This is a genomic window from Pseudomonas sp. X4, assembly GCF_040784925.1.
GTDB lineage: Bacteria > Pseudomonadota > Gammaproteobacteria > Pseudomonadales > Pseudomonadaceae > Aquipseudomonas > Aquipseudomonas putida_Z.
In genome coordinates this window covers 3517804-3543960 of the sequence record NZ_CP160798.1, presented here as the reverse complement: position 1 = coordinate 3543960, position 26157 = coordinate 3517804, and the positions used below count along the sequence as shown (strand labels likewise).

Below are 26157 nucleotides of genomic sequence, written 5' to 3'. Positions count from 1 at the left end.
ACCTTCGAGAAGGATGATAAGCATTATCATTAACCTTTCGTCGGCCAGGTCCCCCAGTGAGTCAGTCCCGGTTCAACTCTGTCTTCCTCGTCCAGCGCCTTACCCTGCTGCGCACCTTGCAGCGCATGGTGGGCAACCCCAACACAGCCGAGGACCTGTTGCAGGAAACCTACCTGCGGGTGTCCCGCGCCCTCGGTGAGCGGCCCATCGAACACATCGAACCGTTCGTGTTCCAGACCGCGCGCAACCTGGCCCTCGACCACCTGCGCGCGCGCCGGGTGCAATCGCGCATGCTGGTCGACGACGTGCCCGACGAGGTCCTGCACAGCGTGGCCGCGCCAGCCACCAGCAGCGAGGATGCGGCCCATGCCGAGCAGTTGCTCAAGCACCTGAGCATCAGCCTCAACCAGTTGAGCGAACGCCAGCAGCGCATCTTCATCCTCAGCCGCCTGCATGGCGCCACCTACCTGGAAATCGCCGAACAACTGAATGTTTCGCCCAGCACGGTACAGAAGGAACTGAAACTGATCATGGCGATCTGCATGGGTGTCGCCGACCGCCTCAAGTGAGGCAACGCAAAGCCCTTGCCACGCCCCGCCTCAGCCTTGATCATTCGCAAAAAACCATTCAAGGATTCACCGTGACCGACAGCCCCCCTCGCCCGTCACCCGCCGGGCCCAGCGCCCGTGCTCGTGCCATGGACGAGGCGCTGGACTGGCTGGTGCGCCTGCAATGCGCCGACGCCGAGGACACCCAGGCCTTCGAAGCCTGGCTGAGCGCAGCGCCGGAAAATGCCGAGGCCTATGTCGAGGCAGAAGCATTGTGGAACGGCGCACCGCTGCACCAGGTGGCCCTGCAGATGCATCAGCAACAGCGCCGCTCGTGGCGCGGGCGCCTGCGCAGCCACTGGAAACCCCTGGCCACGGCGGCGCTGCTGCTGGTCGGGCTGTTCACCCTCGGCAACCTGCCCATGCGCCTGCAGGCCGACCACCTGACGGTGGTGGGCGAGCGCCAGCGCCTGCAGCTGGAAGACGGCGCGAAAGTGCTGCTCAACACCAATTCGGCATTTGCCAGCGAGCAGCGTGACGGCCGCCAGATCGCCCGCCTGCTACAAGGCGAGGCCTATTTCCAGGTCCCCGAGGGCGCGCTGCTGCCACTGGAAGTGCAGGCCGGGCCGTTGCGCGCGCAGGTGCGCGACACCGACTTTGCCGTGCGCTACCTCGACGGCGAGGCACAGGTGCGGGTGCAGCGCGGCGATGTCGATCTGCAGGGGGCCCGCGACCAGCGTATCCGCCTGAGTGCCGGCGACAGCATCAGCGTCGGCCCCCAAGGTTTCGGCCAGCGCCAGCGCCCCGACATGCACAAGGACCTGGCCTGGGTCGACGGCCGCCTGGTGTTCGAGAACTGCCCGCTGAGCCAGGTGCTGGCCGAGGTGCAGCGCTACTACCCGGGCTGGATCATCAACCGCAATGCGCAGCTGGAAGACATGGCGGTCACCGGCAACTACCGCCTCGACCAGCCGCTGGAAACCCTGCGCGCGCTGGCCCACATCACCTCGGCACAGCTGCATGAGTTCCCGGCGCTGGTCATCCTGAACTGATCTTTTGCCTGTCTCGGCCTCATCGCCGGCAAGCCAGCTCCCACCCCGACCGCATTGGCCTCAAGCAATGCGATGTCCCTGTGGGAGCTGGCTTGCCGGCGATGAGGCCCGTGCAGGCAGCACATGATCATGGCCCCCTGAATTTATTTTTACGCAGTCGCGCTACCCCGCCCGTCTCGTTATAGCCAATGCAACTGATTCTCGTTTGAAAACGAGAGCAGCCATCACCTATAACAGTCCGCGCGTCAGGGAGCGCTTCCGATGTCCACAGGTCCTACCCGCCCCTCCACCCTTCCTCGCCATGGAGGGCAATTGCCCCTCCTGAGCCTTTCCCTACTGAGCCTCGCCCTGCTCGCCAGCGGCGCCATCAGCCTGCCAGCACTGGCCGCCGAGCCAGCACTGGCCGCCGAGCCAGCACTGGCCGCCGAGCCGGCACAGGCCAGCAGCCCGCGCATGGGCGACTACCGCTTCAGCATCGGCCAGCAGCCGCTGGTTTCGGCCATCAATACTTTCAGCCAGGTCACCGGCTGGCAGGTCGGCTTCAGCGCCGAACTGGCCGACGGCGTGGCATCGCCAGGGGTGCAGGGTTCGCTACCGCCGGAAGCCGCACTCAAGCGCCTGCTGCACGGCACCGGCCTGGGCTTTCGCAAGATCAGCAACGGCAATGTGGTGCTCGAACGCCAGGCCAGCGCCAATGTGATTGCCCTGCAGCAGGTGACCGTCAGCGCCACCCGCAGCGCCCAGGACGTCAGCCAGGTGCCGAGCACCGTCAGCGTGCAGACCCGCGAGCAACTGGACCGGCAGAACGTCAACAACATCCAGGACCTGGTGCGCTACGAACCGGGCGTGTCGGTAGCCGGCACCGGCCAGCGCAGCGGCCTGAACGGCTACAACATCCGTGGCATCGACGGCGAGCGCATCCTCACCCAGGTCGATGGCGTGTCGATCCCCGACAGCTTCTTCTTCGGCCCCTTCGCCCAGACCCAGCGCAACTACGTGGACCCGGAGATCGTCAAGCGTGTGGAAATCCTCCGCGGTCCGGCCTCGGTGCTGTACGGCAGCAACGCCATCGGCGGCGCGGTGAGCTACTTCACCCTCGACCCGGACGACATCATCAAGCCCGGCAAGGACGCAGGTGCCCGCCTGAAGACCGGCTACAGCTCGGCCGACGAAAGCTGGCTGACCTCCGCCACCGTTGCCGGCCGCCAGGGCGACTTCGACGGCCTGTTGCACCTGAGCCAGCGCAACGGCCACGAAACCGAGACCCACGGCGGCCACAGCGGTGACGGCCTGGCCCGTACCGAAGCCAACCCGATGGACGTGCGCACCACAAACGTGCTGGCCAAGCTGGGCTGGAACTACGCCGACGACGCGCGCCTGGGCTTCACCTACGAACGCTACAAGGATGACCGCGACCAGAACATCCTCAGTGCGGTGGGCGGGCCGTTCATTCCTGGCCTTGGTGCCTCGGGTTACTACAAGGCGCGCACTGGCAACGACACCATCACCCGCGAACGCTTTGGCATCAACCATGAGTTCGGCCTGGATTCGCTGGTGGCCGACCATGTGAAGTGGAGCCTGAACTACCAGATCGCCAAGACCGACCAGCACACCGAGGAAGTCTATGTGCCGCCTGGCCGTCAGGTGCTGCGTACCCGCGACACCCTCTACAAGGACCGCCAGTGGGTATTCGACGCCCAGCTGGACAAGGCCTTCAGCCTCGGCGCCACCGACCACCTGCTGACCTACGGCACCACCCTCAAGCACGAGAAGGTCACCGGTTCGCGCAGTGGCACCGGCACCTGCCTGGCCGTTGGCTCAGATTGCTCCGGCGCTGGCGCCGAGCGCCCGGCAGACGGCCAGGCCCTGGTCAGCGACTTCCCGGACCCGACCGTGAACACCTACAGCCTGTTCGTGCAGGATGAAATCCGCTGGAACAACTGGACCTTCATGCCTGGCGCTCGTTACGACTACACGCGCATGGAGCCCAGGTTCACCAAGGAGTTCCTGCGTGGCCTGGAGTCCACCGGTACCGCGCCTACCTCTCAGGACGACTCGGACAAGAAGTGGCACCGCGTCTCGCCCAAGTTCGGCCTGACCTACGCCTTCAACGACAACTACACCTGGTATGGCCAGTACGCCGAAGGTTTCCGCACCCCGACTGCCAAATCCATGTACGGCAAGTTTCAGAATATCGAGCAAGGCTACCGGGTAGAAGGCAATCCGGGCCTGGAGCCTGAAAAGAGCAAAAGCTATGAAACCGGCCTGCGTGGCAACTTCGATGCTGGCAACTTCGACGTGGCGGTGTTCTACAACAAGTACCGCGACTTCATCGACGAGGACGCCGTGAAAAGCGCCAACCTGGAGCAGACCTTCCAGGCCAACAACATCAAGCACGCCACCATCAAGGGTGCCGAGGTCAAGGGCCGCCTGAACCTCGACCACTTCGGTGCGCCGCAGGGCCTGTATACCCAGGGCTCGATCGCCTACACCTATGGCCGCAACGATGACACCGGCGAGCCACTGAACAGCGTCAACCCGCTCAAGGGCGTGTTCGGCCTGGGTTACGAGCAACAGCACTACGGCGGCCTGCTGAGCTGGACACTGGTCAAGCGCAAGACTCGCGTCGACGACAGCACCTTTTACTCGCCCGACGGCTCGAGCTCCAAGTTCCGTACCCCCGGCTACGGGGTGCTGGACCTGACCGGCTACTACAAGGTCACCGACGACGTGACCATCAACGCCGGCCTGTACAACCTCACCGACAAGAAGTACTGGCAGTGGGATTCGGTACGCAGCTACGACGCCCAGGGTGAAGCGGCCGTGACCCAGCCGGCCAACATCGACCGCCTGACCATGCCGGGGCGCAACTTCGGCATCAATGTGGTTTGGGATATCTGACCTGGATTATCGCTGACAGGTTTGTTTCGTCAGTGCCGGCCTCTTCGCGGGTAAACCCGCTCCCACAGGTATCGCGCAGACCTCGGGCCTGTGATGTCCCTGTGGGAGCGGGTTTACCCGCGAAGAGGCCAGCACTACCAGCACAAATACCAGCTTTTTTTACTGTCGCGCTCCAACTATTTCGTCTTGTCTCTAGACGCCCCCTTTTCCAAGGACTGCCCCATGACCGACCGCCCAGCCCTGCGCTCCCAGCGCCTCAACCAGATCACCCACGCCCCCCACGCCGAACTGGATGCCCTGGTCAAAGCCCACGCGCCCTTCGACAGCCGCGAAAGCTTCGCCCGCTTCGTGGTCGCCCAGTACCTGTTCCAGGCCGAGCTGCAGGCCCTGTACAACGACCCGCAACTGATCGCCATCGTCCCCGACCTGGCGGAGCGCTGCCGCGCCGCACAGGCCCGCCTGGACCTCGCCGACCTCGACACCGAAGTACCGCCAGCCGTGCCGGGAGCTCTGCGCAACCCGAGCCTGGGCGAGGCAATGGGCTGGATCTTCGTCTCCGAAGGCTCCAAACTGGGCGCTGCGTTTCTGATCAAGCGTGCCGTGGCCCTGGAACTGTCCGACAGCTTCGGTGCCCGACACCTGGGCGAACCGGCCGGTGGCCGTGCCGAAGGCTGGAAGCAGTTCACCCGCATTCTTGATGGCCTGGCCCTGTCGGCCGAAGAGGAAGCCGCTGCCGAACGCGGCGCAGTTGCTGCCTTCGAGCGCTTCACCGAGCTGCTCAAGCACGCCTACGCCGCGGATGCCGCGCTGGTTTGACACGCCGTAGCCGGCCACCCTACCGGTGGCCGAACCGTTTTATGCAGTGAGACCATGACCCGACCCGCCCGCTCGAAACTCGCCCGCCTGCTGTATGCGCTACTGGCTTACGTGAGCCTGGGCGTGGGCCTGGTCGCGATCGTCATTCCCGGCCTGCCGACCACCGAATTCATCCTGCTGGCCGCCTGGGCGGCCACGCGCAGTTCGCCGCGCCTGTCTGCCTGGCTGGAGAACCACCGGCTGTTCGGGCCGATCCTGCACAACTGGCGCAATGGCAAGGTGATCCAGCGCCGGGCCAAAGTCAGCGCGACCCTCAGCATGTTGCTGTGCGCGGGCCTGATGCTGACGTTCCTGGAACACCGTTGGCCGGTGTTCCTGGCCATTGCCGGCATGACCCTGGGCAACCTGTGGATCTGGTCCCGCCCCGAGCACGCCCCCTGCCCTGCCCCGTCACAAGCTCAGCAGCCCTGAGTACAGGGCATAGGCCGCCAGCGCGGCACCTGCCAGCACGGCGGCGAAGATCAGCTTTTCCCAAGTGGTGAACAAGGTTTTTCCCTGCTCATGCTTGGCCCTGGCGAACAGGATCACACCCGGCGCGTACAGCAGCGCCGACAGCAACAGGTACTTGAGCCCGCCGGCGTACAACAGCCACACGGCATACACCAGGGCAACCAGCGCCACCAGCAGGTCCTTGCGGCGCAGGGCCGGCTGCCCGGCGTAGGTTTCTGCACGCACCGCCAGCAGCACGGCGTAGGCCGCCGACCAAAGGTAGGGCACCAGGATCATCGACGAGGCCAGGTAGATCAGGCTGGTATAGGTACCGGCAGAAAACAGCGTGATCAGCAGGAAGCCCTGGATCATGCTGTTGGTCAGCCACAGGGCGTTGGCCGGCACGTGATTGGCGTTTTCCTTGGCCAGGAAGCGCGGCATGGTCTTGTCCCGCGCCGTGGCAAAGAGGATCTCGGCGCACAGCAACGCCCACGACAGCAGCGCGCCAAGCAGCGAAATCGCCAGGCCGATACTGATCAGCAAGGCGCCCCAGGGCCCGACGATATGCTCCAGCACCGAGGCCAGTGACGGGTTCTGCAGCCCGGCCAGTTCCGGCTGGGTCATCACCCCCAGCGACAGCACGTTGACCAGCACCAGCAGCGCCAGTACCCCCAGGAAACCGATCACCGTGGCCTTGCCCACATCCGAGCGGCGCTGGGCGCGGCCGGAATACACGCTGGCGCCCTCGATGCCGATGAACACAAACACGGTTACCAGCATCATGTTGCGCACCTGTTCCAGCACGCTGCCGAACTGCGGGTTGCTCAGGCCCCAGATGTCACGGGTGAAGATATCGGCGCGGAAGGCAAACGCGGCGATCACCACGAAAATCAGCAACGGCACCACCTTGGCCACGGTGGTCACCTGGTTGATGAATGCCGCTTCCTTGATGCCGCGCAGCACCAGGAAATGCACCGCCCAAAGCAGCAGCGAAGCGCAGCCGATGGCGATTGGCGTGTTGCCCTCGCCGAACACCGGGAAATAGAAGCCCAAGGTGCTGAACAGCAGCACGAAGTAGCCGACGTTGCCCAGCCAGGCACTGATCCAGTAGCCCCAGGCCGAGGAAAAACCCATGTACTCGCCAAAGCCGGCCTTGGCGTAGGCGTACACCCCCGAGTCCAGCTCCGGCTTGCGGTTGGCGAGGGTCTGGAACACGAACGCCAGGGCCAGCATGCCGACCGCGGTGATACCCCAGCCGATCAACACCGCCCCCACATCGGCACGCGCCGCCATGTTCTGCGGCAGCGAGAAGATCCCGCCACCAATCATCGAGCCGACCACCAACGCGATCAGCGCGCCCAGGCGCAGCTTCTGTCCCGGTTCGCTCATGAGCCTTCCTTTTTTTTGCGCGCTGTCATGGGCTTGAAACAGCCATGCGGGCCATATAAATGGTGTTACTTATAATGATCCTGATCAATGAAGCTATAGCACTAATAACTGCTTTGTCTATGTCACCCTTCGAGTAAAAACTAGCAGCTCCCGAGCAACTAGAAAAGAATCCGATAAAACTCGAAATTCTTGTGAAAAATTTGCGAAAGCGGCAAAAGCGGCTAGCTTCAAGCATCGCAGGCTGAACAGAGCGTTTGCTCTAGAAGGACATGGAGGTGCCAGCGTGCAAGCCCTGCAGCATAAGTTGTCGGCACTCTCCAGGAGCTTCGTGAAGGAATTTTCCTACTTCACGTCGCCATGAACTGACCCAAGTCAGCGAATGGCAGCGGCGTCGGATTTACTCTGTCGTCAACTTTCTCCTGGCAGGAGTTGTTAAATGTCTGATACATCCGGAAAACTAAAGCTCGGCGCGTTAGTTGCACTTGTGGTCGGTTCGATGATTGGTGGCGGGATCTTCTCGCTGCCGCAAAACATGGCTGCCAGTGCAGGGGTTGGCGCTGTACTGATCGGCTGGGCAATCACCGCGGTCGGCATGCTGACCCTGGCGTTCGTGTTCCAGACCCTGGCCAACCGCAAGCCTGATCTGGATGGCGGGGTGTATGCCTACGCCAAGGCCGGTTTCGGCGACTACATGGGCTTCTCCTCGGCCTGGGGCTACTGGATCAGTGCCTGGCTGGGCAACGTCGGCTACTTCGTGCTGCTGTTCAGCACCCTGGGCTACTTCTTCCCGATCTTCGGCGAAGGCAACACCCCGGCCGCCATCATCGGCGCGTCGGTGCTGCTGTGGGCCGTGCACTTCCTGGTGCTGCGCGGCATCAAGGAAGCGGCGTTCATCAACCTGGTCACCACCGTGGCCAAGGTGGTGCCACTGCTGCTGTTCGCCCTGATCTGCCTGTTCGCCTTCAAGCTCGACATCTTCACCGCCGACATCTGGGCCTTGGGCACACCAGAGCTTGGCAGCGTGATGAACCAGGTGCGCAACATGATGCTGGTCACCGTGTGGGTGTTCATCGGCATCGAGGGTGCGAGCATCTTCTCGTCGCGGGCGGAAAAACGCTCTGACGTGGGCAAGGCCACGGTCATCGGCTTCGTCACCGTGCTGCTGTTCCTGGTGCTGGTCAACGTACTGTCGCTGGGCATCATGACCCAACCGGAACTGGCCAAGCTGCAGAACCCGTCGATGGCTGCCGTGCTGGAGCATGTGGTCGGCCACTGGGGCGCGGTGCTGATCAGCGTCGGCCTGATCATCTCGCTGCTCGGGGCCCTGCTGTCGTGGGTGCTGCTGTGCGCCGAGATCATGTTCGCCGCCGCCAAGGACCACACCATGCCGGAGTTCCTGCGCCGCGAGAACGCCAACCAGGTACCGGCCAACGCCCTGTGGCTGACCAACGCCATGGTGCAGATCTTCCTGGTGATCACGCTGTTCTCCAACAGCACCTACCTGTCGCTGATCTACCTGGCCACATCGATGATCCTGGTGCCCTACCTGTGGTCGGCAGCCTATGCCGTGCTGCTGGCAGTGCGTAGCGAAACCTACGAGCAGGCCCTGGCCGAACGGCAGAAGGACCTGGTGATCGGTGGTATCGCCCTGTTGTACGCCGTCTGGCTGCTTTACGCCGGTGGCGTGAAATACCTGCTGCTCTCGGCCCTGCTCTACGCACCTGGCGCGATCCTGTTCGCCAAGGCCAAGCGTGAGGTTGGCCAACCTGTCTTCACCAACGTGGAAAAACTGATCTTCGCAGCCGTGGTCATCGGCGCCCTGGTGGCAGCCTTTGGCCTGTACGACGGCTTCCTGACTCTTTGACCCACGTCTTCGTTCAACTGGAGGAATGAAATCATGTCCGCTGAAAAACAGAAGTACGGTGTCCACTCCGAAGCCGGCAAACTGCGCAAGGTCATGGTTTGCTCGCCGGGCCTGGCGCACAAGCGCCTGACGCCGAGCAACTGTGACGAGCTGCTGTTCGACGACGTGATCTGGGTCGACCAGGCCAAGCGTGACCATTTCGACTTTGTCACCAAGATGCGCGAGCGTGGCGTGGATGTGCTGGAGATGCACAACCTGCTGACCGACATCGTCCAGCAACCCGAGGCACTGAAGTGGATCCTCGATCGCAAGATCACCCCCGACACCGTCGGTGTCGGCCTGACCAATGAAGTGCGCAGCTGGCTCGAAGGCCTCGAGCCACGCCACCTGGCCGAGTTCCTGATCGGCGGCGTCGCCGGGCAGGACCTGCCGCAGAGCGAAGGTGCCGAGGTGGTCAAGATGTACAACGACTACCTGGGCCACTCCAGCTTCATCCTGCCACCGCTGCCCAACACCCAGTTCACCCGCGACACCACCTGCTGGATCTACGGCGGCGTCACGCTCAACCCGATGTACTGGCCGGCGCGACGCCAGGAAACCCTGCTGACTACCGCCATCTACAAGTTCCACCCACAGTTCACCAACGCCGACTTCCAGGTGTGGTATGGCGACCCGGACAAGGAACATGGCCAGTCCACTCTCGAGGGCGGCGATGTCATGCCGATCGGCAAGGGCATCGTGCTGATCGGCATGGGCGAGCGTACCTCGCGCCAGGCTATCGGCCAGCTCGCGCAGAACCTGTTCGCCAAGGGCGCCGTCAAGGAAGTGATCGTCGCAGGCCTGCCGAAATCGCGCGCCGCCATGCACCTGGATACCGTGTTCAGCTTCTGCGACCGCGACCTGGTCACGGTCTTCCCGGAAGTGGTGAAAGAGATCGTGCCGTTCATCATCCGTCCGGACGAAAGCAAGCCTTACGGCATGGACGTGCGCCGCATCAACAAGTCGTTCATCGAAGTGGTGGGCGAGCAGCTTGGGGTCAAGCTGCGCGTGGTCGAAACCGGTGGCAACAGCTTTGCCGCAGAGCGCGAACAGTGGGATGACGGCAACAACGTGGTGGCCATCGAGCCGGGCGTGGTCATTGGCTACGACCGCAACACCTACACCAATACCCTGCTGCGCAAGGCCGGGATCGAAGTCATCACCATCAGCGCCGGCGAACTGGGCCGGGGCCGTGGCGGCGGCCACTGCATGACCTGCCCGATCGTGCGCGACCCGATCGACTACTAACGACCATTACCCCCGGCCGCCCTCACAAAGTGGCGGCCGGTGTGTTCACCAAACTCAAGGAGAAAAGTCATGGCGTTCAATATTCACAACCGCAACCTGCTCAGCCTGGAACACCACAGCACCCGCGAGCTGCGCTACCTGCTGGACCTGTCCCGCGACCTCAAGCGTGCCAAGTACACCGGCACCGAGCAGCAGCACCTGAAAGGCAACAACATCGCGCTGATCTTCGAAAAAACCTCTACCCGTACCCGCTGCGCCTTCGAAGTGGCCGCCTATGACCAGGGCGCCAATGTCACCTACATCGACCCGACCTCCTCGCAGATCGGCCACAAGGAAAGCATGAAGGACACCGCCCGCGTGCTCGGGCGCATGTACGACGCCATCGAGTACCGTGGCTTCAAGCAGGAAATCGTCGAAGAGCTGGCCAAGTTCGCCGGCGTTCCGGTGTTCAACGGCCTGACCGACGAATACCACCCCACCCAGATGATCGCCGACGTGCTGACCATGCGTGAGCACAGCGACAAGCCGCTGCACGACATCAGCTACGCCTACCTGGGCGACGCCCGCAACAACATGGGCAACTCGCTGCTGCTGATTGGCGCCAAGCTCGGCATGGACGTGCGCATCGCCGCGCCCAAGGCGCTGTGGCCGCATGACGATCTGGTCGAGCGTTGCCGCAAGTACGCCGAGGAAAGCGGCGCGCGCATCACCCTCACCGAAGACCCGGTTGCCGCGGTCAAGGGTGTGGACTTCGTGCACACCGACGTGTGGGTATCGATGGGTGAGCCGATCGAAGCCTGGGGTGAGCGCATCAAGCTGCTCAAGCCGTATCAGGTGAATGCACAGCTGATGAAGTCCACCGGCAACCCGCGGACCAAGTTCATGCACTGCCTGCCGGCGTTCCACAACTCCGAAACCAAGGTAGGCAAGCAGATCGCCGAACAGTACCCGGACCTGGCCAACGGTATCGAAGTGACCGACGACGTCTTCGAGTCGCCGGCCTGCATCGCCTTCGAGCAGGCGGAAAACCGCATGCACACGATCAAGGCGATCCTGGTGTCGACACTGGCTGACCTGTAAAGGCTGACCCGGCAAGCCGGGCAACCCGAATCCCTGTGGGAGCGGGTTTACCCGCGAATGCGTCAGTAGCACCAGCCGTGTTGCATGGGCTGACGCTTTCGCGGGTAAACCCGCTCCCACAAGGGGGCGGCGATACCGGTCGAGAGCAGCGCTCCCTTCTTTCGTTAAAGGACATTCCCCATGCGTATCGTTGTTGCATTGGGCGGCAACGCCCTGCTGCGTCGCGGCGAGCCCATGACCGCTGACAACCAGCGCGCCAATATCCGCACCGCCACCGAACAGATCGCCAAGATCCACCCAGGCAACGAGCTGGTCATCGCCCACGGCAATGGCCCGCAAGTTGGCCTGCTGTCGCTGCAGGGCCTGTCCTACAAGCCCGACGAGGCCTACCCGCTGGACGTGCTGGGTGCCGAGACCGAGGGCATGATCGGCTACATGATCGAACAGGAACTGGGCAACCTGCTGGCCTTCGAGGTGCCGTTCGCCACCTTGCTGACCCAGGTCGAAGTGGACGCCAACGACCCCGCCTTCAAGGACCCGACCAAGTTCATCGGCCCGGTCTATGGCAAGGAAGAGGCCGAGCGCCTGGCCAAGGAAAAGGGTTGGGTGGTCAAGGCCGACGGCGACAAGTACCGCCGTGTGGTGGCCAGCCCGAAACCCAAGCGCATCTTCGAGATTCGCCCGATCAAGTGGCTGCTGGAAAAGAGCAGCATCGTGATCTGCGCCGGCGGCGGCGGCATCCCCACCATGTACGACGAGAACCGCAAGCTCAAGGGCATCGAGGCGGTGATCGACAAGGACCTGTGCTCGGCCCTGCTGGCAGAGCAGCTGGACGCCGACCTTCTGATAATCGCCACCGACGTCGATGCGGCGTATGTTGACTGGGGCAAGCCCACGCAAAAGGCCATTGCCCAGGCCCACCCCGACGAGCTCGAACGCCTTGGCTTCGCCGCCGGCTCCATGGGGCCGAAGGTGCAGGCGGCCTGCGACTTTGCCCGCAACACCGGCAAAGTGGCAGTGATCAGTTCGCTGGAGAACATCGAAGACATCGTCAAAGGCACCGCCGGCACGAGGGTTTCCACCGCGAAGCCGGGGATCAGCTACCGTTGAATGCAGTGGGCGGGCGCCAGCGCCCGCCATTTTCGACCTTCCAAAGGAGCTTGCCATGGCCCAGTACCAGCCCGGTCATGTACACATCGAGCGCACCGCGCTGAACCAGAACGACCACAGCTATGACCTGAACATCGAATACGAGGCAGTGTCGGACCCCAAGGAAGGCAGAGGCATCCAGTTCAAGATGCATGGCAAAATCGAAGGCAAGCCAGTGGACGAAAAGTTCTTCCTGGCCAAGGACCAGGTGTTGCCCAGCTTCCTCATGCAGCTGAGCCGAAGGGCGCAGTCGTACCTGAAGCCACCGAAGAAATTCGAGAGCCTGGGTTCGCCGCACAAGCTTTATGACCATATGTTCGCGGACATTCGCGAAAAGCTGGATGTGAAGTCGGGCGATCCGATCAAGCCTGAACATCTGGAGTGATTTCAGGATCCGGGGGCTGCTTTGCAGCCCATCGCCGGCAAGCCAGCTCCCACAGGTACTGCGCAGGCCTTGAGGCCGATGAGATCGAGGTGGGAGCTGGCTTGCCGGCGATAGGGCCGCAAAGCGGCCCCGGCGATGTTGAGGCATACTACCGCCCTCCCCGGCCACCACTTCACCCTCCCCATGCGCATCCACGTCAGCTTCATCGACCGCGTCGGCATCACCCAGGAAGTCCTCGCCCTGCTCGGTGCCCGCAACCTCAACCTGGACGCCGTGGAGATGGTCCCGCCGAACGTCTACATCGACGCCCCTACCCTCAGCCCCGCCGTGCTCGAAGAACTGCACGACGCGCTGTTCGAGGTACATGGCGTGCAATCGGTGGACGTGGTCGACATCCTCCCTGGCCAACGCCGGCACCTGCAGCTCGATGCCCTGCTGGCGGCGATGAGCGACCCGGTGCTGGCCGTGGACAGTGCCGGCAAGGTGCTGCTGGCCAACCCGGCGCTGATCGAGCTGTGCGGCCGCGAATCGGCCGGGCGCTCGGTGGGTGAACTGTTCGGCGACCCGGCGCTGCTGCAGGCCCTGCTGGACAACAACTTCCACTTGCCCATGCGCGAGATGCAGCTCAACGGCCAGAGCCTGCTGCTGGACGCCATGCCGATCACCAACGCCGGTGGCCTGCTGACGCTGTACCCACCCACGCGCATGGGCGAACGCCTGTCGGCGATGCACCACGACCATGCCGAAGGCTTCGATGCCCTGCTCGGCGAGTCACCGGCCATCCGCACCCTCAAGGCCCGCGCCCTGCGCGTGGCTGCGCTCGATGCACCGCTGCTGGTGCATGGCGAGACCGGCACCGGCAAAGAGCTGGTAGCCCGCGCCTGCCACGCCATCAGCAGCCGCCACGCGGCGCCATTCCTGGCCCTGAACTGCGCCGCGCTGCCCGAGAGCCTGGCCGAGAGCGAACTGTTCGGCTACGCCCCCGGCGCCTTCACCGGCGCGCAACGGGGCGGCAAGCCCGGGCTGATGGAGCTGGCCAACCAGGGCACGGTATTTCTCGATGAAATCGGCGAGATGTCACCGTACCTGCAGGCCAAGCTGCTGCGCTTTCTCAGCGATGGCAGCTTCCGCCGGGTGGGTGGCGACCGCGAAGTGAAGGTGGATGTACGCATCATCAGCGCCACCCACCGCGACCTGGAGCGCATGGTCGCCGAAGGCAGCTTCCGTGAAGACCTGTTCTACCGCCTGAACGTGCTCAACCTGCAAGTGCCGCCGCTGCGCGACCGTGGCCAGGACATCCTGATGCTGGCGCATTTCTTCATGCAGCAGGCCTGCACGCAGATCCAGCGCCCACCGTGCCGGCTGACCCCGGCCACCCATTCGGCACTGCTGGCCAACCCTTGGCCGGGCAATGTGCGCCAGCTGCAGAACGTGATATTCCGCGCCGCAGCCATCTGCGAGGGCAACCTGGTGGATATCGGTGACCTGGACATCGCCGGCACCTCGGTGGCCCGTGGCCTGGACGGCGAAGTGGCCAGCCTGGAACAGGCCGTGGGCGATTTCGAGCGCGAGCTGCTGCAACGCCTGTACGCCAGCTACCCATCGACGCGGCAACTGGCCGGGCGCTTGCAAACTTCACATACCGCCATTGCGCAGCGCCTGCGCAAATATGGAATACCGGGCAAAGCCTGATACCTGTCAGATAGCGTCAACCGGTGCTGCTACGCAGCCCATCGCAGGCAAGCCAGCTCCCACAGGTACGGCGTTGCTCTCGAGGTTGTCGCGGTAATTGTGGGAGCGGCCTTGTGTCGCGAAAGGGCCGCATCGCGGCCCCCGGATTGATGCGTAACAGTTGAAATTGCTGGGGCTGCTTTGCAGCCCATTCGCGACACAAGGCCGCTCCCACAGAGATCGCGCCAACTTTCAGAATTTGAGCAAGACAGTTGCCCCCACAGGTATCGCACACGCCCTGAATTCTGCGCGATACCTGTGGGAGCTGGCTTGCCTGCGATGGGCCGCAAAGCGGCCCCTGATAGTTATTGTAATAATCCGGTTGTTATTCAGGCTTTTCCTACGCCAGTGAAAGATACTCTCCCACGGATGCCTCGTAGAATGGTGACAGTGTATTCCCACCTGTCACCCCACTTGTCCGCCCCATAGCGGGAAGTGGTCCGCTACTGGATATAACGAGAGCACCTGATGTTTGAACTCGATTTTTACGGGACGCTTGTAGCCGCCTCTTTGGTACTGTTATTGGGGCGCGGCCTGGTCGCGCGTATTGGTTTCCTGCGCACTTACAATATTCCTGAACCTGTCGCTGGCGGCCTGGTAGTGGCCTTGGCGCTCTTGGCGTTGCGCAGTTTCGATATCCACGTGCAATTCGATACTTCACTGCAAACCCCTCTGATGCTGGCATTCTTCGCCACCATTGGTTTGAGTGCAGACTTCGCCAGCCTGAAAAAAGGTGGCCGCGTGGTTACCGTGTTCCTGCTGGTGGTAACCGGTTTGCTGCTGGTCCAGAACGCCATGGGTATCGGCCTGGCAACGGCACTGGGCCTCGACCCGCTGATGGGCCTGCTGGCCGGCTCTATCACCTTGTCCGGTGGCCACGGTACAGGCGCTGCATGGGGGGCCACTTTCACCGAAAAGTTTGGCCTGGCCTCGGCCTCCGAGCTGGCAATGGCATCAGCTACCTTCGGCCTGGTACTGGGCGGCCTGATTGGTGGCCCGGTCGCCCGGTTGCTGATCAAGCGGGTATCGACGCCTGGTATCGAAGAAGCAGCACCACAACTGCCCAAAGGTTTCGAACAACCGGACAAAGAGCGCCTGATTACACCGTTTTCATTTATCGAAACACTGGCGCTGATCGCTGTCAGTTTGCTCGCGGGCTCATTACTTAACGGCTTGCTGAAAGGCACTGCATTTGAACTGCCAACGTTCGTTTGCGTGCTGTTCGTGGGCGTGGTGTTGCGAAACGGCCTTTCGGCGCTCGGCTTTTATCAAGTTTTCGAACGGGAAGTGTCGGTATTGGGCAATGTGAGCTTGTCGTTATTCCTGGCCATTGCCTTGATGTCGCTCAAGTTGTGGGACCTTTCAGCGTTGGCATTACCGTTCTTTGCATTGCTCGCCGCACAGACATTGGTCATGGCACTGTTCGCGATATTCGTCACGTTCCGGGTCATGGGCCGCAACTATGATGCAGCGGTACTGGCTGCCGGGCACTGTGGTTTCGGCCTGGGCGCAACGCCAACGGCAATCGCCAACATGCAAGCGGTGACCCAGCGCTACGGAGCCTCGCGCATTGCCTTCCTGGTGGTGCCGATGGTGGGGGCGTTCTTCATCGACATCATCAATGTCATCGTCATCAAGCTGTATCTGGCGTTGCCGTTCTTTTGAGCCAGAGGCTGACCACTCAGCCGGTAAGTCAGAACCGTATCGATTTAAATACACCGTATTCAAATCGATACACACCCATTCGGATACGGCAGTGCAAGGGTTTGATCCCCAAACCCTTTTCCATCCCCCACCCGCTGTAGCGTTTTCATTCCACAAGAATGACAAAATGATTACGCAAAATAATTAACATCTTGATTTATAACGATTTTTAACGATTGGCCGCATTTTTGCTAAGGGAATCCCAACCCCAAGAGCGCGGAGCCACTGCGCCTAACGCCCTGCTTCCCGAGGATTCCCCATGAGCGAGTTGCGTTTCACTGAAGATCACGAATGGCTGCGCGTCGAAGCCGATGGCAGCGTCACCGTGGGCATCACCGCCTACGCCCAGAACGCCCTTGGCGATGTGGTTTTCGTGCAACTGCCAGAGTTGCAGCAGTATGAGAAAGGCAGCGAAGCGTCCACCGTCGAGTCGGTCAAGGCCGCCAGCGGTGTGTACATGCCCCTGACCGGCGAAGTGGTCCAGATCAACGACCAACTCGAAGACAGCCCGGAACTGGTCAACGAAGACCCGATGGGCGAAGGCTGGTTCTTCCGCTTCAACCCGGCCGACATGAGCGAAGTCACCGCCCTACTCGACCAAGACGCCTACGACCGCCTGATCAAAGCCAACGACGACGCCTGAGGAACCCCGCCATGACCATCAACCTCGGCACCGCCAACGAATTCATCGCCCGCCACATCGGCCCGCGCGCCGCTGACGAGCAGGCCATGCTGGCCGCCCTCGGCTTCGACTCGCTGGAAGCCATGACCGCCGCGGTCATTCCCGACAGCATCAAAGGCACCAGCGTGCTCGGCTCGCACGACGGCCAGAGCGAAGCCGACGCGCTTGCCGCGCTCAAGGCCATCGCCGGCAAGAACCAGCTGTTCAAGAGCTACATCGGCCAGGGCTACTACAACACCCACACTCCGGCGCCGATCCTGCGCAACCTGCTGGAAAACCCGGCCTGGTACACCGCCTATACCCCGTACCAGCCAGAAATCTCCCAAGGCCGCCTGGAAGCGCTGCTGAACTTCCAGACCCTGATCAGCGACCTGACCGGCCTGCCGATCGCCAACGCCTCCCTGCTCGACGAAGCCACCGCTGCGGCCGAGGCCATGACCTTCTGCAAGCGCCTGTCGAAGAACAAGGCCAGCCACGCCTTCTTCGCCTCCGTGCACTGCCACCCGCAAACCCTCGACGTGCTGCGTACCCGTGCCGAGCCGCTGGGCATCGAGATCGTGGTCGGCGACGAGCGCGAGCTGGGCGATGTCAGCGCCTTCTTCGGCGCCCTGCTGCAGTACCCGGCCAGCAACGGTGAAGTGTTCGACTACCGCGAAGTGGTCGAGCGCTTCCACGCCGCCAACGCCCTAGTCGCCGTGGCCGCCGACCTGCTGGCCCTGACCCTGCTGACCCCGCCGGGCGAGTTCGGCGCCGACGTGGCCATCGGCAGCGCCCAGCGCTTCGGCGTGCCACTGGGCTTCGGTGGCCCGCACGCGGCCTACTTCTCCACCCGTGACGCGTTCAAGCGCGACATGCCGGGCCGCCTGGTCGGCGTATCGATCGACCGCTTCGGCAAGACCGCCCTGCGCCTGGCCATGCAGACCCGGGAGCAGCACATCCGCCGCGAAAAGGCCACCAGCAACATCTGCACCGCCCAGGTGCTGCTGGCCAACATCGCCAGCATGTTCGCCGTATACCACGGCCCGGCCGGCCTCAAGCGCATCGCCGAACGTACCCATGCCCTGACCGCGATCCTGGCCGCCGGCCTGAAGACGCTGGGCGTGCAGGTGGTGGGCGCCAGCGCCTTCGACACCCTGACCCTGGCCACCGGCAGTGCCACTGCCAGCCTGCATGACAAGGCGCGCGCCCAGGGCATCAACCTGCGCCAGATCGACGCCGCCCACGTGGGCCTGTCGCTGGACGAAACCAGTAGCCAGGCCGATGTCGAGGCCCTGTGGCAGCTGATCGGTGGCGACCAGGCCCAGCCGGACTTCAACGCCCTGGCCGCCAGCACCGGCTCGCTGCTGCCTGCCGCCCTGCTGCGCCAGTCGGCCATCCTCGCGCACCCGGTATTCAACCGCTACCACAGCGAAACCGAGCTGATGCGCTACCTGCGCCGCCTGGCCGACAAGGACCTGGCGCTGGACCGCAGCATGATCCCGCTGGGCTCGTGCACCATGAAGCTGAACGCCGCCAGCGAAATGATCCCGGTCACCTGGGCCGAGTTCGGCAACCTGCACCCGTTCGCCCCGGCCGAGCAGAGCCAGGGCTACCTGCAGATGACCACCGAGCTGGAAGCCATGCTCTGCGCCGCCACCGGCTATGACGCCGTGTCGCTGCAGCCCAACGCCGGTTCCCAGGGCGAGTACGCAGGCCTGCTGGCCATCCGCGCCTACCACCGCAGCCGTGGCGAAGGCCACCGCGACATCTGCCTGATCCCGTCGTCGGCCCACGGCACCAACCCGGCAACCGCGCACATGGCCGGCATGCGCGTGGTGGTCACCGCCTGTGATGCCCGCGGCAACGTCGATGTCGAGGACCTGCGCGCCAAGGCCATCGAGCACCGCGAGCGCCTGGCCGCGATCATGATCACCTACCCGTCGACCCACGGCGTGTTCGAGGAAGCGATCGGCGAAATCTGCGCGATCATCCACGACAACGGTGGCCAGGTGTACATCGACGGCGCCAACATGAACGCCATGGTCGGCCTGTGCGCCCCGGGCAAGTTCGGCGGCGACGTATCCCACCTGAACCTGCACAAGACCTTCTGCATCCCGCACGGCGGTGGCGGCCCGGGCGTCGGCCCGATCGGCGTCAAGTCGCACCTGGCGCCGTTCCTGCCCGGCCACGCGCAGCTGGAAAACACCGAGGGCGCGGTTTGTGCCGCGCCGTTCGGCAGCGCCAGCATCCTGCCGATCACCTGGATGTACATCCGCATGATGGGCGGTGCCGGCCTCAAGCGTGCCTCGCAGATGGCGATCCTCAACGCCAACTACATCGCCCGTCGCCTGGAAGAGCACTATCCTGTTCTGTATACCGGCGGCAATGGCCTGGTGGCCCACGAGTGCATCCTCGACCTGCGCCCGCTGAAGGACACCAGCGGCATCAGCGTCGACGACGTGGCCAAGCGCCTGATCGACTTCGGCTTCCACGCCCCGACCATGTCCTTCCCGGTGGCGGGCACGCTGATGATCGAACCGACCGAAAGCGAGTCCAAGGAAGAACTGGACCGCTTCTGCGACGCGATGATCCAGATCCGCGAAGAAATTCGCGCGGTCGAGAACGGTAGCCTGGACAAGGACGACAACCCGCTGAAGAACGCCCCGCACACTGCGGCCGAGCTGGTTGGCGAATGGGCCCATGGCTACAGCCGCGAGCAGGCGGTGTACCCGCTGCCGAGCCTGGTGGAAGGCAAGTACTGGCCACCGGTCGGCCGGGTCGACAACGTGTTCGGCGACCGCAACCTGGTGTGCGCCTGCCCGTCGATCGAGAGCTATCAGGAGGCCTGACCCGGCGCTCAGGCCTCATCGCCGGCAAGCCAGCTCCCACAGGGGCCTCACCGCACCCAAGGCTGGTGCAATACCTGTGAGAGCTTGCCAGCCCTAAAGGGCTCACCTGTTTTCCAAGGCTGGTGCAGTACCTGTGGGAGCTGGCTTGCCGGCGATCGAGTGCGCAGCACTCGCCTTACTTACCGGAGGGAATGAGCAATGTCTTTGAGCGTCTTCGACCTGTTCAAGATCGGCATCGGCCCCTCCAGCTCGCACACGGTCGGCCCGATGCGCGCCGCCGCGCGCTTCGCCGAAGGGCTGCGCCGTGATGGCCTGCTCGCCCGCACGGTCAGCGTCAAGGCCGAGCTGTACGGCTCGCTCGGCGCCACCGGCAAGGGCCACGGCAGCGACAAGGCCGTGCTGCTGGGCCTTGAAGGCGAACACCCCGATGTCATCGACACCGACACCATCCCTGCCCGGCTGCAGGCCATCCGCGACAGCGGTCGGCTGAACCTGCTCGGCGAGCACAGCATCGCGTTCATCGAAAAGCAGCACCTGGCGATGATTCGCAAGCCGCTGGACTACCACCCCAACGGCATGATCTTCCGCGCCTTCGACGAGGCCGGCCTGCAAATCCGCAGCCGCGAGTACTACTCGGTGGGCGGCGGTTTCGTGGTCGACCAGGACGCTGCCGGCCACGACCGCATCGTCGAGGACAGCACACCGCTGACCTACCCGTTCAAGACCGCCAAGGAGCTGCTCGGCCATTGCACCGGGCAAAACCTGTCGATCAGCCAGGTAATGCTGGCCAACGAGGCGGCCTGGCGCCCCGAGGCGGAAACCCGTGCCGGGCTGCTGCGCATCTGGCAAGTGATGCAGGACTGCGTCGAAGCCGGTTGCCAGCATGAAGGCATCCTGCCGGGCGGGCTCAAGGTCAAGCGCCGGGCGCCGGCGTTGTACCGCCAGCTGAGCCGAAACCCGGAGGCCAGCCTTCGCGATGCCCTGTCGGTACTCGACTGGGTCAACCTCTATGCCCTGGCAGTGAACGAGGAAAACGCCTACGGCGGGCGTGTGGTCACCGCGCCGACCAACGGCGCGGCGGGCATTGTCCCGGCGGTGCTGCATTACTACATGCGCTTCGTACCGGGAGCCAACGAGGACGGGGTGGTGCGGTTTCTGCTCACCGCCGCGGCCATCGGCATCCTGTACAAGGAAAACGCCTCCATCTCCGGCGCCGAAGTAGGCTGCCAGGGCGAGGTCGGCGTGGCCTGCTCGATGGCCGCCGGGGCGCTGTGCGAGGTGATGGGCGGCAGCGTGCAGCAGGTGGAGAACGCTGCCGAAATCGGCATGGAACACAACCTGGGCCTGACCTGCGACCCGATTGGCGGGCTGGTCCAGGTGCCTTGCATCGAGCGCAACGCCATGGGCTCGGTGAAGGCGATCAACGCGGTGCGCATGGCCTTGCGCGGCGACGGGCAGCACTACGTGTCGCTCGACAAGGTCATCCGCACCATGCGCCAGACCGGCGCCGACATGAAAAGCAAATACAAAGAGACCGCCCGTGGCGGCCTGGCCGTCAACATCATCGAATGTTGACCCGACAACAACAGCAAGGAGTCACCGATGTCCGAAACACTGCTCAAGACCCCACTGCACGCCCTGCACCTGGAACTGGGTGCGCGCATGGTGCCGTTCGCCGGCTATGACATGCCGGTGCAGTACCCGTTGGGCGTGCTCAAGGAACACCTGCACACCCGCGAGCAGGCCGGCCTGTTCGATGTCTCGCACATGGGCCAGATCACCCTGCGCGGCAGCGATGCCGCCAAGGCCCTGGAAAGCCTGGTGCCGGTGGATATCATCGACCTGCCGGTGGGCATGCAGCGCTATGCCATGTTCACCAATGAGCAAGGCGGCATCCTCGACGACCTGATGGTCGCCAACCTGGGCGACGACACGCTGTTCCTGGTGGTCAACGCCGCCTGCAAGGACCAGGACCTGGCCCACCTGCAAGCGCACATCGGTAGCCGTTGCGAGGTGCAGCCGCTGTTCGAGCAGCGCGCTCTGCTGGCCCTGCAAGGCCCGGCGGCGGTCAAGGTGCTGGAGCGCCTGGCCCCGGAAGTGGCCGGCATGACCTTCATGCAGTTCCGCCCCGTGAAACTGCTGGGTGAAGACTGCTTCGTCAGCCGCTCGGGCTACACCGGCGAAGACGGCTACGAAATCTCGGTACCGGTACATGCCGCCGAAGCCCTGGCCCGCCGCCTGCTGGCCGAGCCGGAAGTACAGCCGATCGGCCTGGGTGCGCGTGACTCGCTGCGCCTGGAAGCCGGCCTGTGCCTGTATGGCCACGACATGAACACCGAAACCACGCCGGTGGAAGCCAGCCTGTTGTGGGCCATTTCCAAGGTTCGCCGTGCCGATGGCGCGCGTGCCGCCGGTTTCCCGGGTGCCGAGGCCATCTTCGCTCATCAGCGCGATGGTGTGGCGCGCAAACGTGTGGGCCTGTTGCCGCAGGAGCGTACCCCGGTACGTGAAGGCGCGGATATTGTCGATGCAAACGATAAACCTGTAGGCAAAGTGTGCAGCGGCGGCTTTGGCCCGACACTCGGTGCACCTGTAGCAATGGGTTATATCGATAGTGAACATAGCGCTATCGACACCTCATTGTTTGCCGTGGTGCGCGGCAAGAAGGTTGCCTTGAAAGTCAGCAAAATGCCTTTCGTGGCACAACGTTACTACCGGGGCTGAAGCCGCTTTGTGAAGGTTGCGGGCAGGTTCGACATATTCGTTTTCGAACCTGTCCAATAACTTTTGAACATGGCGCCAGGCCAGGCGCCATGCCGTTTCCGACAAATCGGTCGGTTATCGGCAAACGGCCGATTTTCCATACGACCAAGGGCTTGTTTTTCGCTCGGGAGTTGGCGTAGAGTCACTGCACTGTGTTTGCATGGGTCGCAACAGTTCGTGACCTGGGCCAGTAGCCGCAATCTGCTACAACCCGTTCGACGTCTCTTACTTTCCTGCAACCCAGCCCAGTAATCTTTTGCTTCCTTTATTGCAAAAGAAACTGTCATCAAAATTCAAGCTTCATAGGAAATAAGACAATGGCTGAGCGTCAGAACGGTACCGTCAAGTGGTTCAATGACGAAAAAGGTTACGGTTTCATCACCCCGGAAAGCGGTGCTGATCTGTTCGTGCACTTCCGCGCTATCGAAGGCAACGGCTTCAAGAGCCTGAAAGAAGGCCAGAAGGTCTCCTTCGAAGCAGTGCAGGGCCAGAAAGGCCTGCAGGCTGACAAAGTTCAGGTCATCGGCTAAGCTGAACCCGACTTCGAGAAAAGCCCCTGCCAAGTGCAGGGGCTTTTTTTTGCCCGTAGAATAGCGGCTTCGTCTTCTGGAGCCGTTTTGCATGTCCAAGCCTCTGCTCACACCCCAGGGTGATTTTCCGCCGGTCGGCCTGGGCCGGCGCCTGGCGGCGATGTTCTACGACTTCCTGCTGTGCACGGCGCTGCTGATCGTGACCGCCGGTGCCTACAAGATGATCCAGATGGCGATCATCGGCGAAGCCCGCATGCGTGAGCTGACCGAGGCTGGCGCACTGGACGGCGACCCGCTGTTGTCCACCGTGTTGCTGTTCGTCCTGTTCGGTTTCTTTGCCAAGTTCTGGACCCATGGCGGGCAGACCCTGGGCATGCAGGTGTGGGGCGTGCGGGTGCAGAACGCCGATGGCACAGCCATCAGCCTGTGGCAGGCGCTGCTGCGCTTCGTGGTGTCGATTGCCTCGTGGCTGTGCCTGGGGCTGGGGTTTTTCTGGGTTTTGATCGACAAGCGCCAGCGGGGCTGGCATGACATCTATTCGGAAAGTCAGCTGGTGCGGGTGCCGAAGCAGAAGAAATGAACTGAGACCTGTATTGCCTGTGCTGGCCTCTTCGCGGGTAAACCCGCTCCCACAGGTACAGCACAGGCATCACGACCGGTGCGATTCCTGTGGGAGCGGGTTTACCCGCGAAGGGGCCAGCACAGCCGAACACCCATGAAAAAGCCGACCCTGAGGCCGGCTTTTTTGTACAGCTCAGGCCATCAACCTGCCCGGCGCAACAACCACACACCGGCCAGCGCGCAGATGCCTGCCGGGATCACCACCGCCAGCAGCGGCGGGAAGCCGAACACCTGGCTCGAAGGCCCCAACAGGTCCTGGGCGATGCGGAACACGAAGCCCACCAGCACACCGGTGAACACGCGCTGGCCAAGGGTTACCGAACGCAGTGGGCCGAAGATGAAGGAAATGGCCATCAGCACCAGCGCCGCGGTCACCATCGGCTGCAATACCTTGGTCCAGAACGCCAGCCAGTAACGGGCATTGTTCAGGCCCTGATCGGACAGGTAGTGGATGTAGTCCCACAGCCCGGTGATGGACAGCGACTCCGGCGCCAGGATCACGGTATTGAGCAGTTGCGGCGTGAGCGATACGTCCCAGCGCTCCTTCGGCGCGGTCACCACTTCGGTGTGGTCGCCACGGAAGAAGGTGGTGCGCACGTCGCTGAGCATCCAGTGGTCGTCCTGGTACTGTGCACGGCGGGCAAAGCTCGAGGTGACGATCTTGCGCTCGCTGTCGAAGCGGTAACGGGTCACACCCAGCAGCAGGCCGTTGGGCTGCACGGCGTTGATGTGCACGTACTCCTCGCCCTGGCGGTGCCACATGCCGCGCTTGGAGCTTTGCGCATCACCACCACCCTGGGCCAGGGAACGGTCGGCCTGGGCCTTGTTCTCGGTCACCGGCGCCACGTACTCGCCGATCAGCAGGCCGACCAGCATCAGTACCAGCATCGGCTTCATCACCGCCCAGACGATGCGCCCGATGGAAACCCCGGCAGCACGCATGATGGTCAGTTCGCTGCTGCTGGCCAGGCTGCCCAGGCCGATCAGGCAGCCGATCAAGGCGGCCATCGGCAGCATTTCGTACAGGCGCCGTGGTGCGGTCAGCAGGACGAAGTTGCCCGCCTCCATCACCGTGTAGGTGTCACTCAGGTCGCTCATCTCGTCGATGAAGGCAAACAGCGAGGCCAGGCCGAGGATGATCCCCAGTACGGCGAGGATGGCCAGCAGCACGCTCTGGCCGATGTAGCGGTCGAGCTTACCCATGGGCCACCTCCGCACGACGGGCGGCGCGCTTGAGACGCAGCGGCTCCCAGTACATCAGGCCCAGGCCGATCAGCAGGAACAGGCCGTGGACCCACCACATGCCCAGGGCGATCGGCAGTTTGCCCTTCTCGAGGGCGCCGCGTACGGAAATCAGCATTGTCAGGTAGGCCATGTACAGAAGAATTGCCGGCAGCAGCTTGAGGAAGCGGCCCTGGCGCGGGTTGACCCGGGACAGCGGCACCGCCAGCATGGTGACGATGAACACCAGGATCGGCAGCGACAGCCGCCATTGCAGCTCGGCGCGCTCACGCAGGCCTTTCTTGCCGATCAGCTCGGAAGTGGGGATGGCTTCGCGATCGGTCACTTCCTCGGCGACTTCCGGCTTGGGCAGCAGCACGCCGTAGGTGTCGTACTTGATTGCACGGTAATCGGCCTGGCCCGGGTTGCCGTCGTAACGGTAACCGTTTTCCAGCACCAGGTAGCGGTTGCCGTCAGCCTGGATTTCCTGGTGGCCTTTTTCGGCAACCAGCACCGACGGGGCGCGGTCCTTGGTCTTGTCCTGGTTGAAGCGCTTCTCGGAAATGAACACCCCGGCCAGGTTGATGCGGTCGTCCGACAGCTCTTCGGTGTAGGTCACCCGCGAGCCGTCGCGCAGGGTCTGGAAGCGGCCCGGCACCAGGGTGTCGAACTCGGTCAGGGCATCCTGCTGGGCGATGATCTGCTGCACCTGGGCCACGCCCAGCGGTGCCAGGCTCAAGCTCAGCCACGCTACCAGCAGGGCGACCAGGGCGGCCGGCGCCATGGTCAGGCCCAGCAGGCGCTGCTGGCTCATGCCGGTGGCCGACAGCACGGTCATCTCGCTTTCCAGGTACAGGCGCCCGTACGCCAGGAGAATGCCGAGGAACAGCCCCAGAGGCAGGATCAGTTGCAGGAAACCCGGCAGGCGGAAGCCCATGATCAGGAACAGCACGCTCGGGTCGAGCACACCCTGGGCAGCCTGGGCCAGGTACTTGATGAAGCGCCCGCTCATGATGATCACCAGCAGCACGGCGCTGACGGCGCTCAAGGTCACCAGGACCTCGCGGGACAGATAACGAAAGACGATCAAACCAGACACTCCTGGGTTGTCAGGGCG

At 63.3% G+C, this 26157-nt stretch carries 21 protein-coding genes; 18 read left to right on the top strand and 3 right to left on the bottom strand.

The genetic code is table 11. The features are described 5' to 3' along the window. Positions 1-56: 56 nt before the first annotated feature. From ABX298_RS15775 to ABX298_RS15755, 5 genes are all read left to right on the top strand, one after another. On the top strand, positions 57-569 hold the full coding sequence (locus tag ABX298_RS15775; protein WP_025337861.1) for an RNA polymerase sigma factor: 513 nt from the start codon (positions 57-59) through the stop codon (positions 567-569). Positions 570-640: 71 nt separating this feature from the next. Continuing rightward, positions 641-1600 carry a FecR domain-containing protein gene (locus ABX298_RS15770; protein ID WP_367393329.1) on the top strand — a complete coding sequence of 320 codons (960 nt, stop codon included), beginning with the start codon at positions 641-643 and terminating at the stop codon, positions 1598-1600. Between the two features lie 261 nt (positions 1601-1861). After that, on the top strand, positions 1862-4501 hold the full coding sequence (locus ABX298_RS15765) for a TonB-dependent receptor (protein WP_367393328.1): 2640 nt from the start codon (positions 1862-1864) through the stop codon (positions 4499-4501). Positions 4502-4723: 222 nt separating this feature from the next. Then, positions 4724-5317: a biliverdin-producing heme oxygenase gene (locus ABX298_RS15760; RefSeq protein WP_075043893.1), complete on the top strand. Its 594-nt coding sequence runs from the start codon at positions 4724-4726 to the stop codon at positions 5315-5317. 54 nt (positions 5318-5371) lie between these two features. Beyond that, positions 5372-5788, top strand: coding sequence for a YbaN family protein (locus ABX298_RS15755; protein WP_075043892.1), 417 nt, complete (start codon positions 5372-5374; stop codon positions 5786-5788). Here the strand turns inward: ABX298_RS15755 and arcD (ABX298_RS15750) are convergent. Continuing rightward, a complete protein-coding gene (gene arcD / locus ABX298_RS15750) occupies positions 5768-7195 on the bottom strand; it encodes an arginine-ornithine antiporter (RefSeq protein ID WP_075043891.1) in 1428 nt (475 codons plus the stop codon). The genes ABX298_RS15755 and arcD (ABX298_RS15750) overlap by 21 nt on opposite strands. 436 nt (positions 7196-7631) lie before the next feature. On the opposite strand from arcD (ABX298_RS15750), the gene arcD (ABX298_RS15745) reads away from it, so the two are divergent. The 13 genes from arcD (ABX298_RS15745) to ABX298_RS15685 all read left to right on the top strand — a co-directional run bounded on the left by arcD (ABX298_RS15745) (position 7632) and on the right by ABX298_RS15685 (position 23778). After that, positions 7632-9059, top strand: coding sequence for an arginine-ornithine antiporter (gene arcD / locus ABX298_RS15745; RefSeq protein ID WP_025337855.1), 1428 nt, complete (start codon positions 7632-7634; stop codon positions 9057-9059). Positions 9060-9092: 33 nt separating this feature from the next. Then, positions 9093-10346 (top strand): arginine deiminase, encoded by a 1254-nt coding sequence (gene arcA, locus ABX298_RS15740; RefSeq protein ID WP_075043890.1) that lies wholly within the window; start codon positions 9093-9095, stop codon positions 10344-10346. A 69-nt stretch (positions 10347-10415) separates the two neighbouring features. Then, positions 10416-11426 (top strand): ornithine carbamoyltransferase, encoded by a 1011-nt coding sequence (locus ABX298_RS15735; RefSeq protein ID WP_025337853.1) that lies wholly within the window; start codon positions 10416-10418, stop codon positions 11424-11426. 180 nt (positions 11427-11606) lie between these two features. Further along, positions 11607-12536 carry a carbamate kinase gene (gene arcC, locus ABX298_RS15730; RefSeq protein WP_003257953.1) on the top strand — a complete coding sequence of 310 codons (930 nt, stop codon included), beginning with the start codon at positions 11607-11609 and terminating at the stop codon, positions 12534-12536. A 55-nt stretch (positions 12537-12591) separates the two neighbouring features. After that, positions 12592-12960, top strand: a complete 369-nt coding sequence (locus tag ABX298_RS15725) for a DUF5064 family protein (RefSeq protein WP_075043889.1) — start codon at positions 12592-12594, stop codon at positions 12958-12960. Between the two features lie 183 nt (positions 12961-13143). After that, positions 13144-14652 carry a sigma-54-dependent transcriptional regulator gene (locus ABX298_RS15720; RefSeq protein WP_075043888.1) on the top strand — a complete coding sequence of 503 codons (1509 nt, stop codon included), beginning with the start codon at positions 13144-13146 and terminating at the stop codon, positions 14650-14652. A 507-nt stretch (positions 14653-15159) separates the two neighbouring features. Further along, positions 15160-16356, top strand: coding sequence for a sodium/glutamate symporter (gene gltS / locus ABX298_RS15715; RefSeq protein ID WP_075043886.1), 1197 nt, complete (start codon positions 15160-15162; stop codon positions 16354-16356). A 298-nt stretch (positions 16357-16654) separates the two neighbouring features. Next, positions 16655-17038, top strand: a complete 384-nt coding sequence (gene gcvH / locus ABX298_RS15710; RefSeq protein ID WP_075043885.1) for a glycine cleavage system protein GcvH — start codon at positions 16655-16657, stop codon at positions 17036-17038. 11 nt (positions 17039-17049) lie between these two features. Next, positions 17050-19905, top strand: coding sequence for an aminomethyl-transferring glycine dehydrogenase (gene gcvP / locus ABX298_RS15705; RefSeq protein WP_075043884.1), 2856 nt, complete (start codon positions 17050-17052; stop codon positions 19903-19905). A 198-nt stretch (positions 19906-20103) separates the two neighbouring features. Continuing rightward, positions 20104-21480 (top strand): L-serine ammonia-lyase, encoded by a 1377-nt coding sequence (locus ABX298_RS15700; RefSeq protein ID WP_075043883.1) that lies wholly within the window; start codon positions 20104-20106, stop codon positions 21478-21480. Positions 21481-21507: 27 nt separating this feature from the next. Further along, positions 21508-22629, top strand: a complete 1122-nt coding sequence (gene gcvT, locus ABX298_RS15695; protein WP_075043882.1) for a glycine cleavage system aminomethyltransferase GcvT — start codon at positions 21508-21510, stop codon at positions 22627-22629. A gap of 356 nt (positions 22630-22985) precedes the next feature. Further along, the gene (locus ABX298_RS15690) at positions 22986-23198 is read left to right on the top strand and encodes a cold-shock protein (RefSeq protein WP_075043881.1); all 213 of its coding nucleotides are present in this window, start codon (positions 22986-22988) and stop codon (positions 23196-23198) included. Between the two features lie 91 nt (positions 23199-23289). Further along, positions 23290-23778: an RDD family protein gene (locus ABX298_RS15685; RefSeq protein WP_075043880.1), complete on the top strand. Its 489-nt coding sequence runs from the start codon at positions 23290-23292 to the stop codon at positions 23776-23778. A gap of 182 nt (positions 23779-23960) precedes the next feature. Here ABX298_RS15685 and lptG read toward each other — a convergent pair whose 3' ends face one another. After that, complete coding sequence (lptG, locus tag ABX298_RS15680; protein ID WP_075043879.1) at positions 23961-25022, bottom strand: LPS export ABC transporter permease LptG; 1062 nt, start codon at positions 25020-25022, stop codon at positions 23961-23963. Beyond that, on the bottom strand, positions 25015-26130 hold the full coding sequence (gene lptF / locus ABX298_RS15675) for an LPS export ABC transporter permease LptF (protein ID WP_015269075.1): 1116 nt from the start codon (positions 26128-26130) through the stop codon (positions 25015-25017). The genes lptG and lptF overlap by 8 nt, the downstream gene beginning before the upstream one ends. Positions 26131-26157: the final 27 nt, after the last annotated feature.

Excerpts from the sequence above, each read along its gene's own strand:
- gcvP (WP_075043884.1), top strand. The coding sequence starts at position 17,050 with ATGACCATCAACCTCGGCACCGCCAACGAATTCATCGCCCGCCACATC.
- ABX298_RS15760 (WP_075043893.1), top strand. The coding sequence starts at position 4,724 with ATGACCGACCGCCCAGCCCTGCGCTCCCAGCGCCTCAACCAGATCACC.
- ABX298_RS15735 (WP_025337853.1), top strand. The coding sequence starts at position 10,416 with ATGGCGTTCAATATTCACAACCGCAACCTGCTCAGCCTGGAACACCAC.
- arcC (WP_003257953.1), top strand. The coding sequence starts at position 11,607 with ATGCGTATCGTTGTTGCATTGGGCGGCAACGCCCTGCTGCGTCGCGGC.
- gcvH (WP_075043885.1), top strand. The coding sequence starts at position 16,655 with ATGAGCGAGTTGCGTTTCACTGAAGATCACGAATGGCTGCGCGTCGAA.
- arcD (WP_075043891.1), bottom strand. The coding sequence starts at position 7,195 with ATGAGCGAACCGGGACAGAAGCTGCGCCTGGGCGCGCTGATCGCGTTG.
- ABX298_RS15700 (WP_075043883.1), top strand. The coding sequence starts at position 20,104 with ATGTCTTTGAGCGTCTTCGACCTGTTCAAGATCGGCATCGGCCCCTCC.
- ABX298_RS15690 (WP_075043881.1), top strand. The coding sequence starts at position 22,986 with ATGGCTGAGCGTCAGAACGGTACCGTCAAGTGGTTCAATGACGAAAAA.
- arcD (WP_025337855.1), top strand. The coding sequence starts at position 7,632 with ATGTCTGATACATCCGGAAAACTAAAGCTCGGCGCGTTAGTTGCACTT.
- ABX298_RS15725 (WP_075043889.1), top strand. The coding sequence starts at position 12,592 with ATGGCCCAGTACCAGCCCGGTCATGTACACATCGAGCGCACCGCGCTG.
- arcA (WP_075043890.1), top strand. The coding sequence starts at position 9,093 with ATGTCCGCTGAAAAACAGAAGTACGGTGTCCACTCCGAAGCCGGCAAA.
- gcvT (WP_075043882.1), top strand. The coding sequence starts at position 21,508 with ATGTCCGAAACACTGCTCAAGACCCCACTGCACGCCCTGCACCTGGAA.
- ABX298_RS15720 (WP_075043888.1), top strand. The coding sequence starts at position 13,144 with ATGCGCATCCACGTCAGCTTCATCGACCGCGTCGGCATCACCCAGGAA.
- ABX298_RS15685 (WP_075043880.1), top strand. The coding sequence starts at position 23,290 with ATGTCCAAGCCTCTGCTCACACCCCAGGGTGATTTTCCGCCGGTCGGC.
- ABX298_RS15765 (WP_367393328.1), top strand. The coding sequence starts at position 1,862 with ATGTCCACAGGTCCTACCCGCCCCTCCACCCTTCCTCGCCATGGAGGG.
- lptG (WP_075043879.1), bottom strand. The coding sequence starts at position 25,022 with ATGGGTAAGCTCGACCGCTACATCGGCCAGAGCGTGCTGCTGGCCATC.
- ABX298_RS15755 (WP_075043892.1), top strand. The coding sequence starts at position 5,372 with ATGACCCGACCCGCCCGCTCGAAACTCGCCCGCCTGCTGTATGCGCTA.
- gltS (WP_075043886.1), top strand. The coding sequence starts at position 15,160 with ATGTTTGAACTCGATTTTTACGGGACGCTTGTAGCCGCCTCTTTGGTA.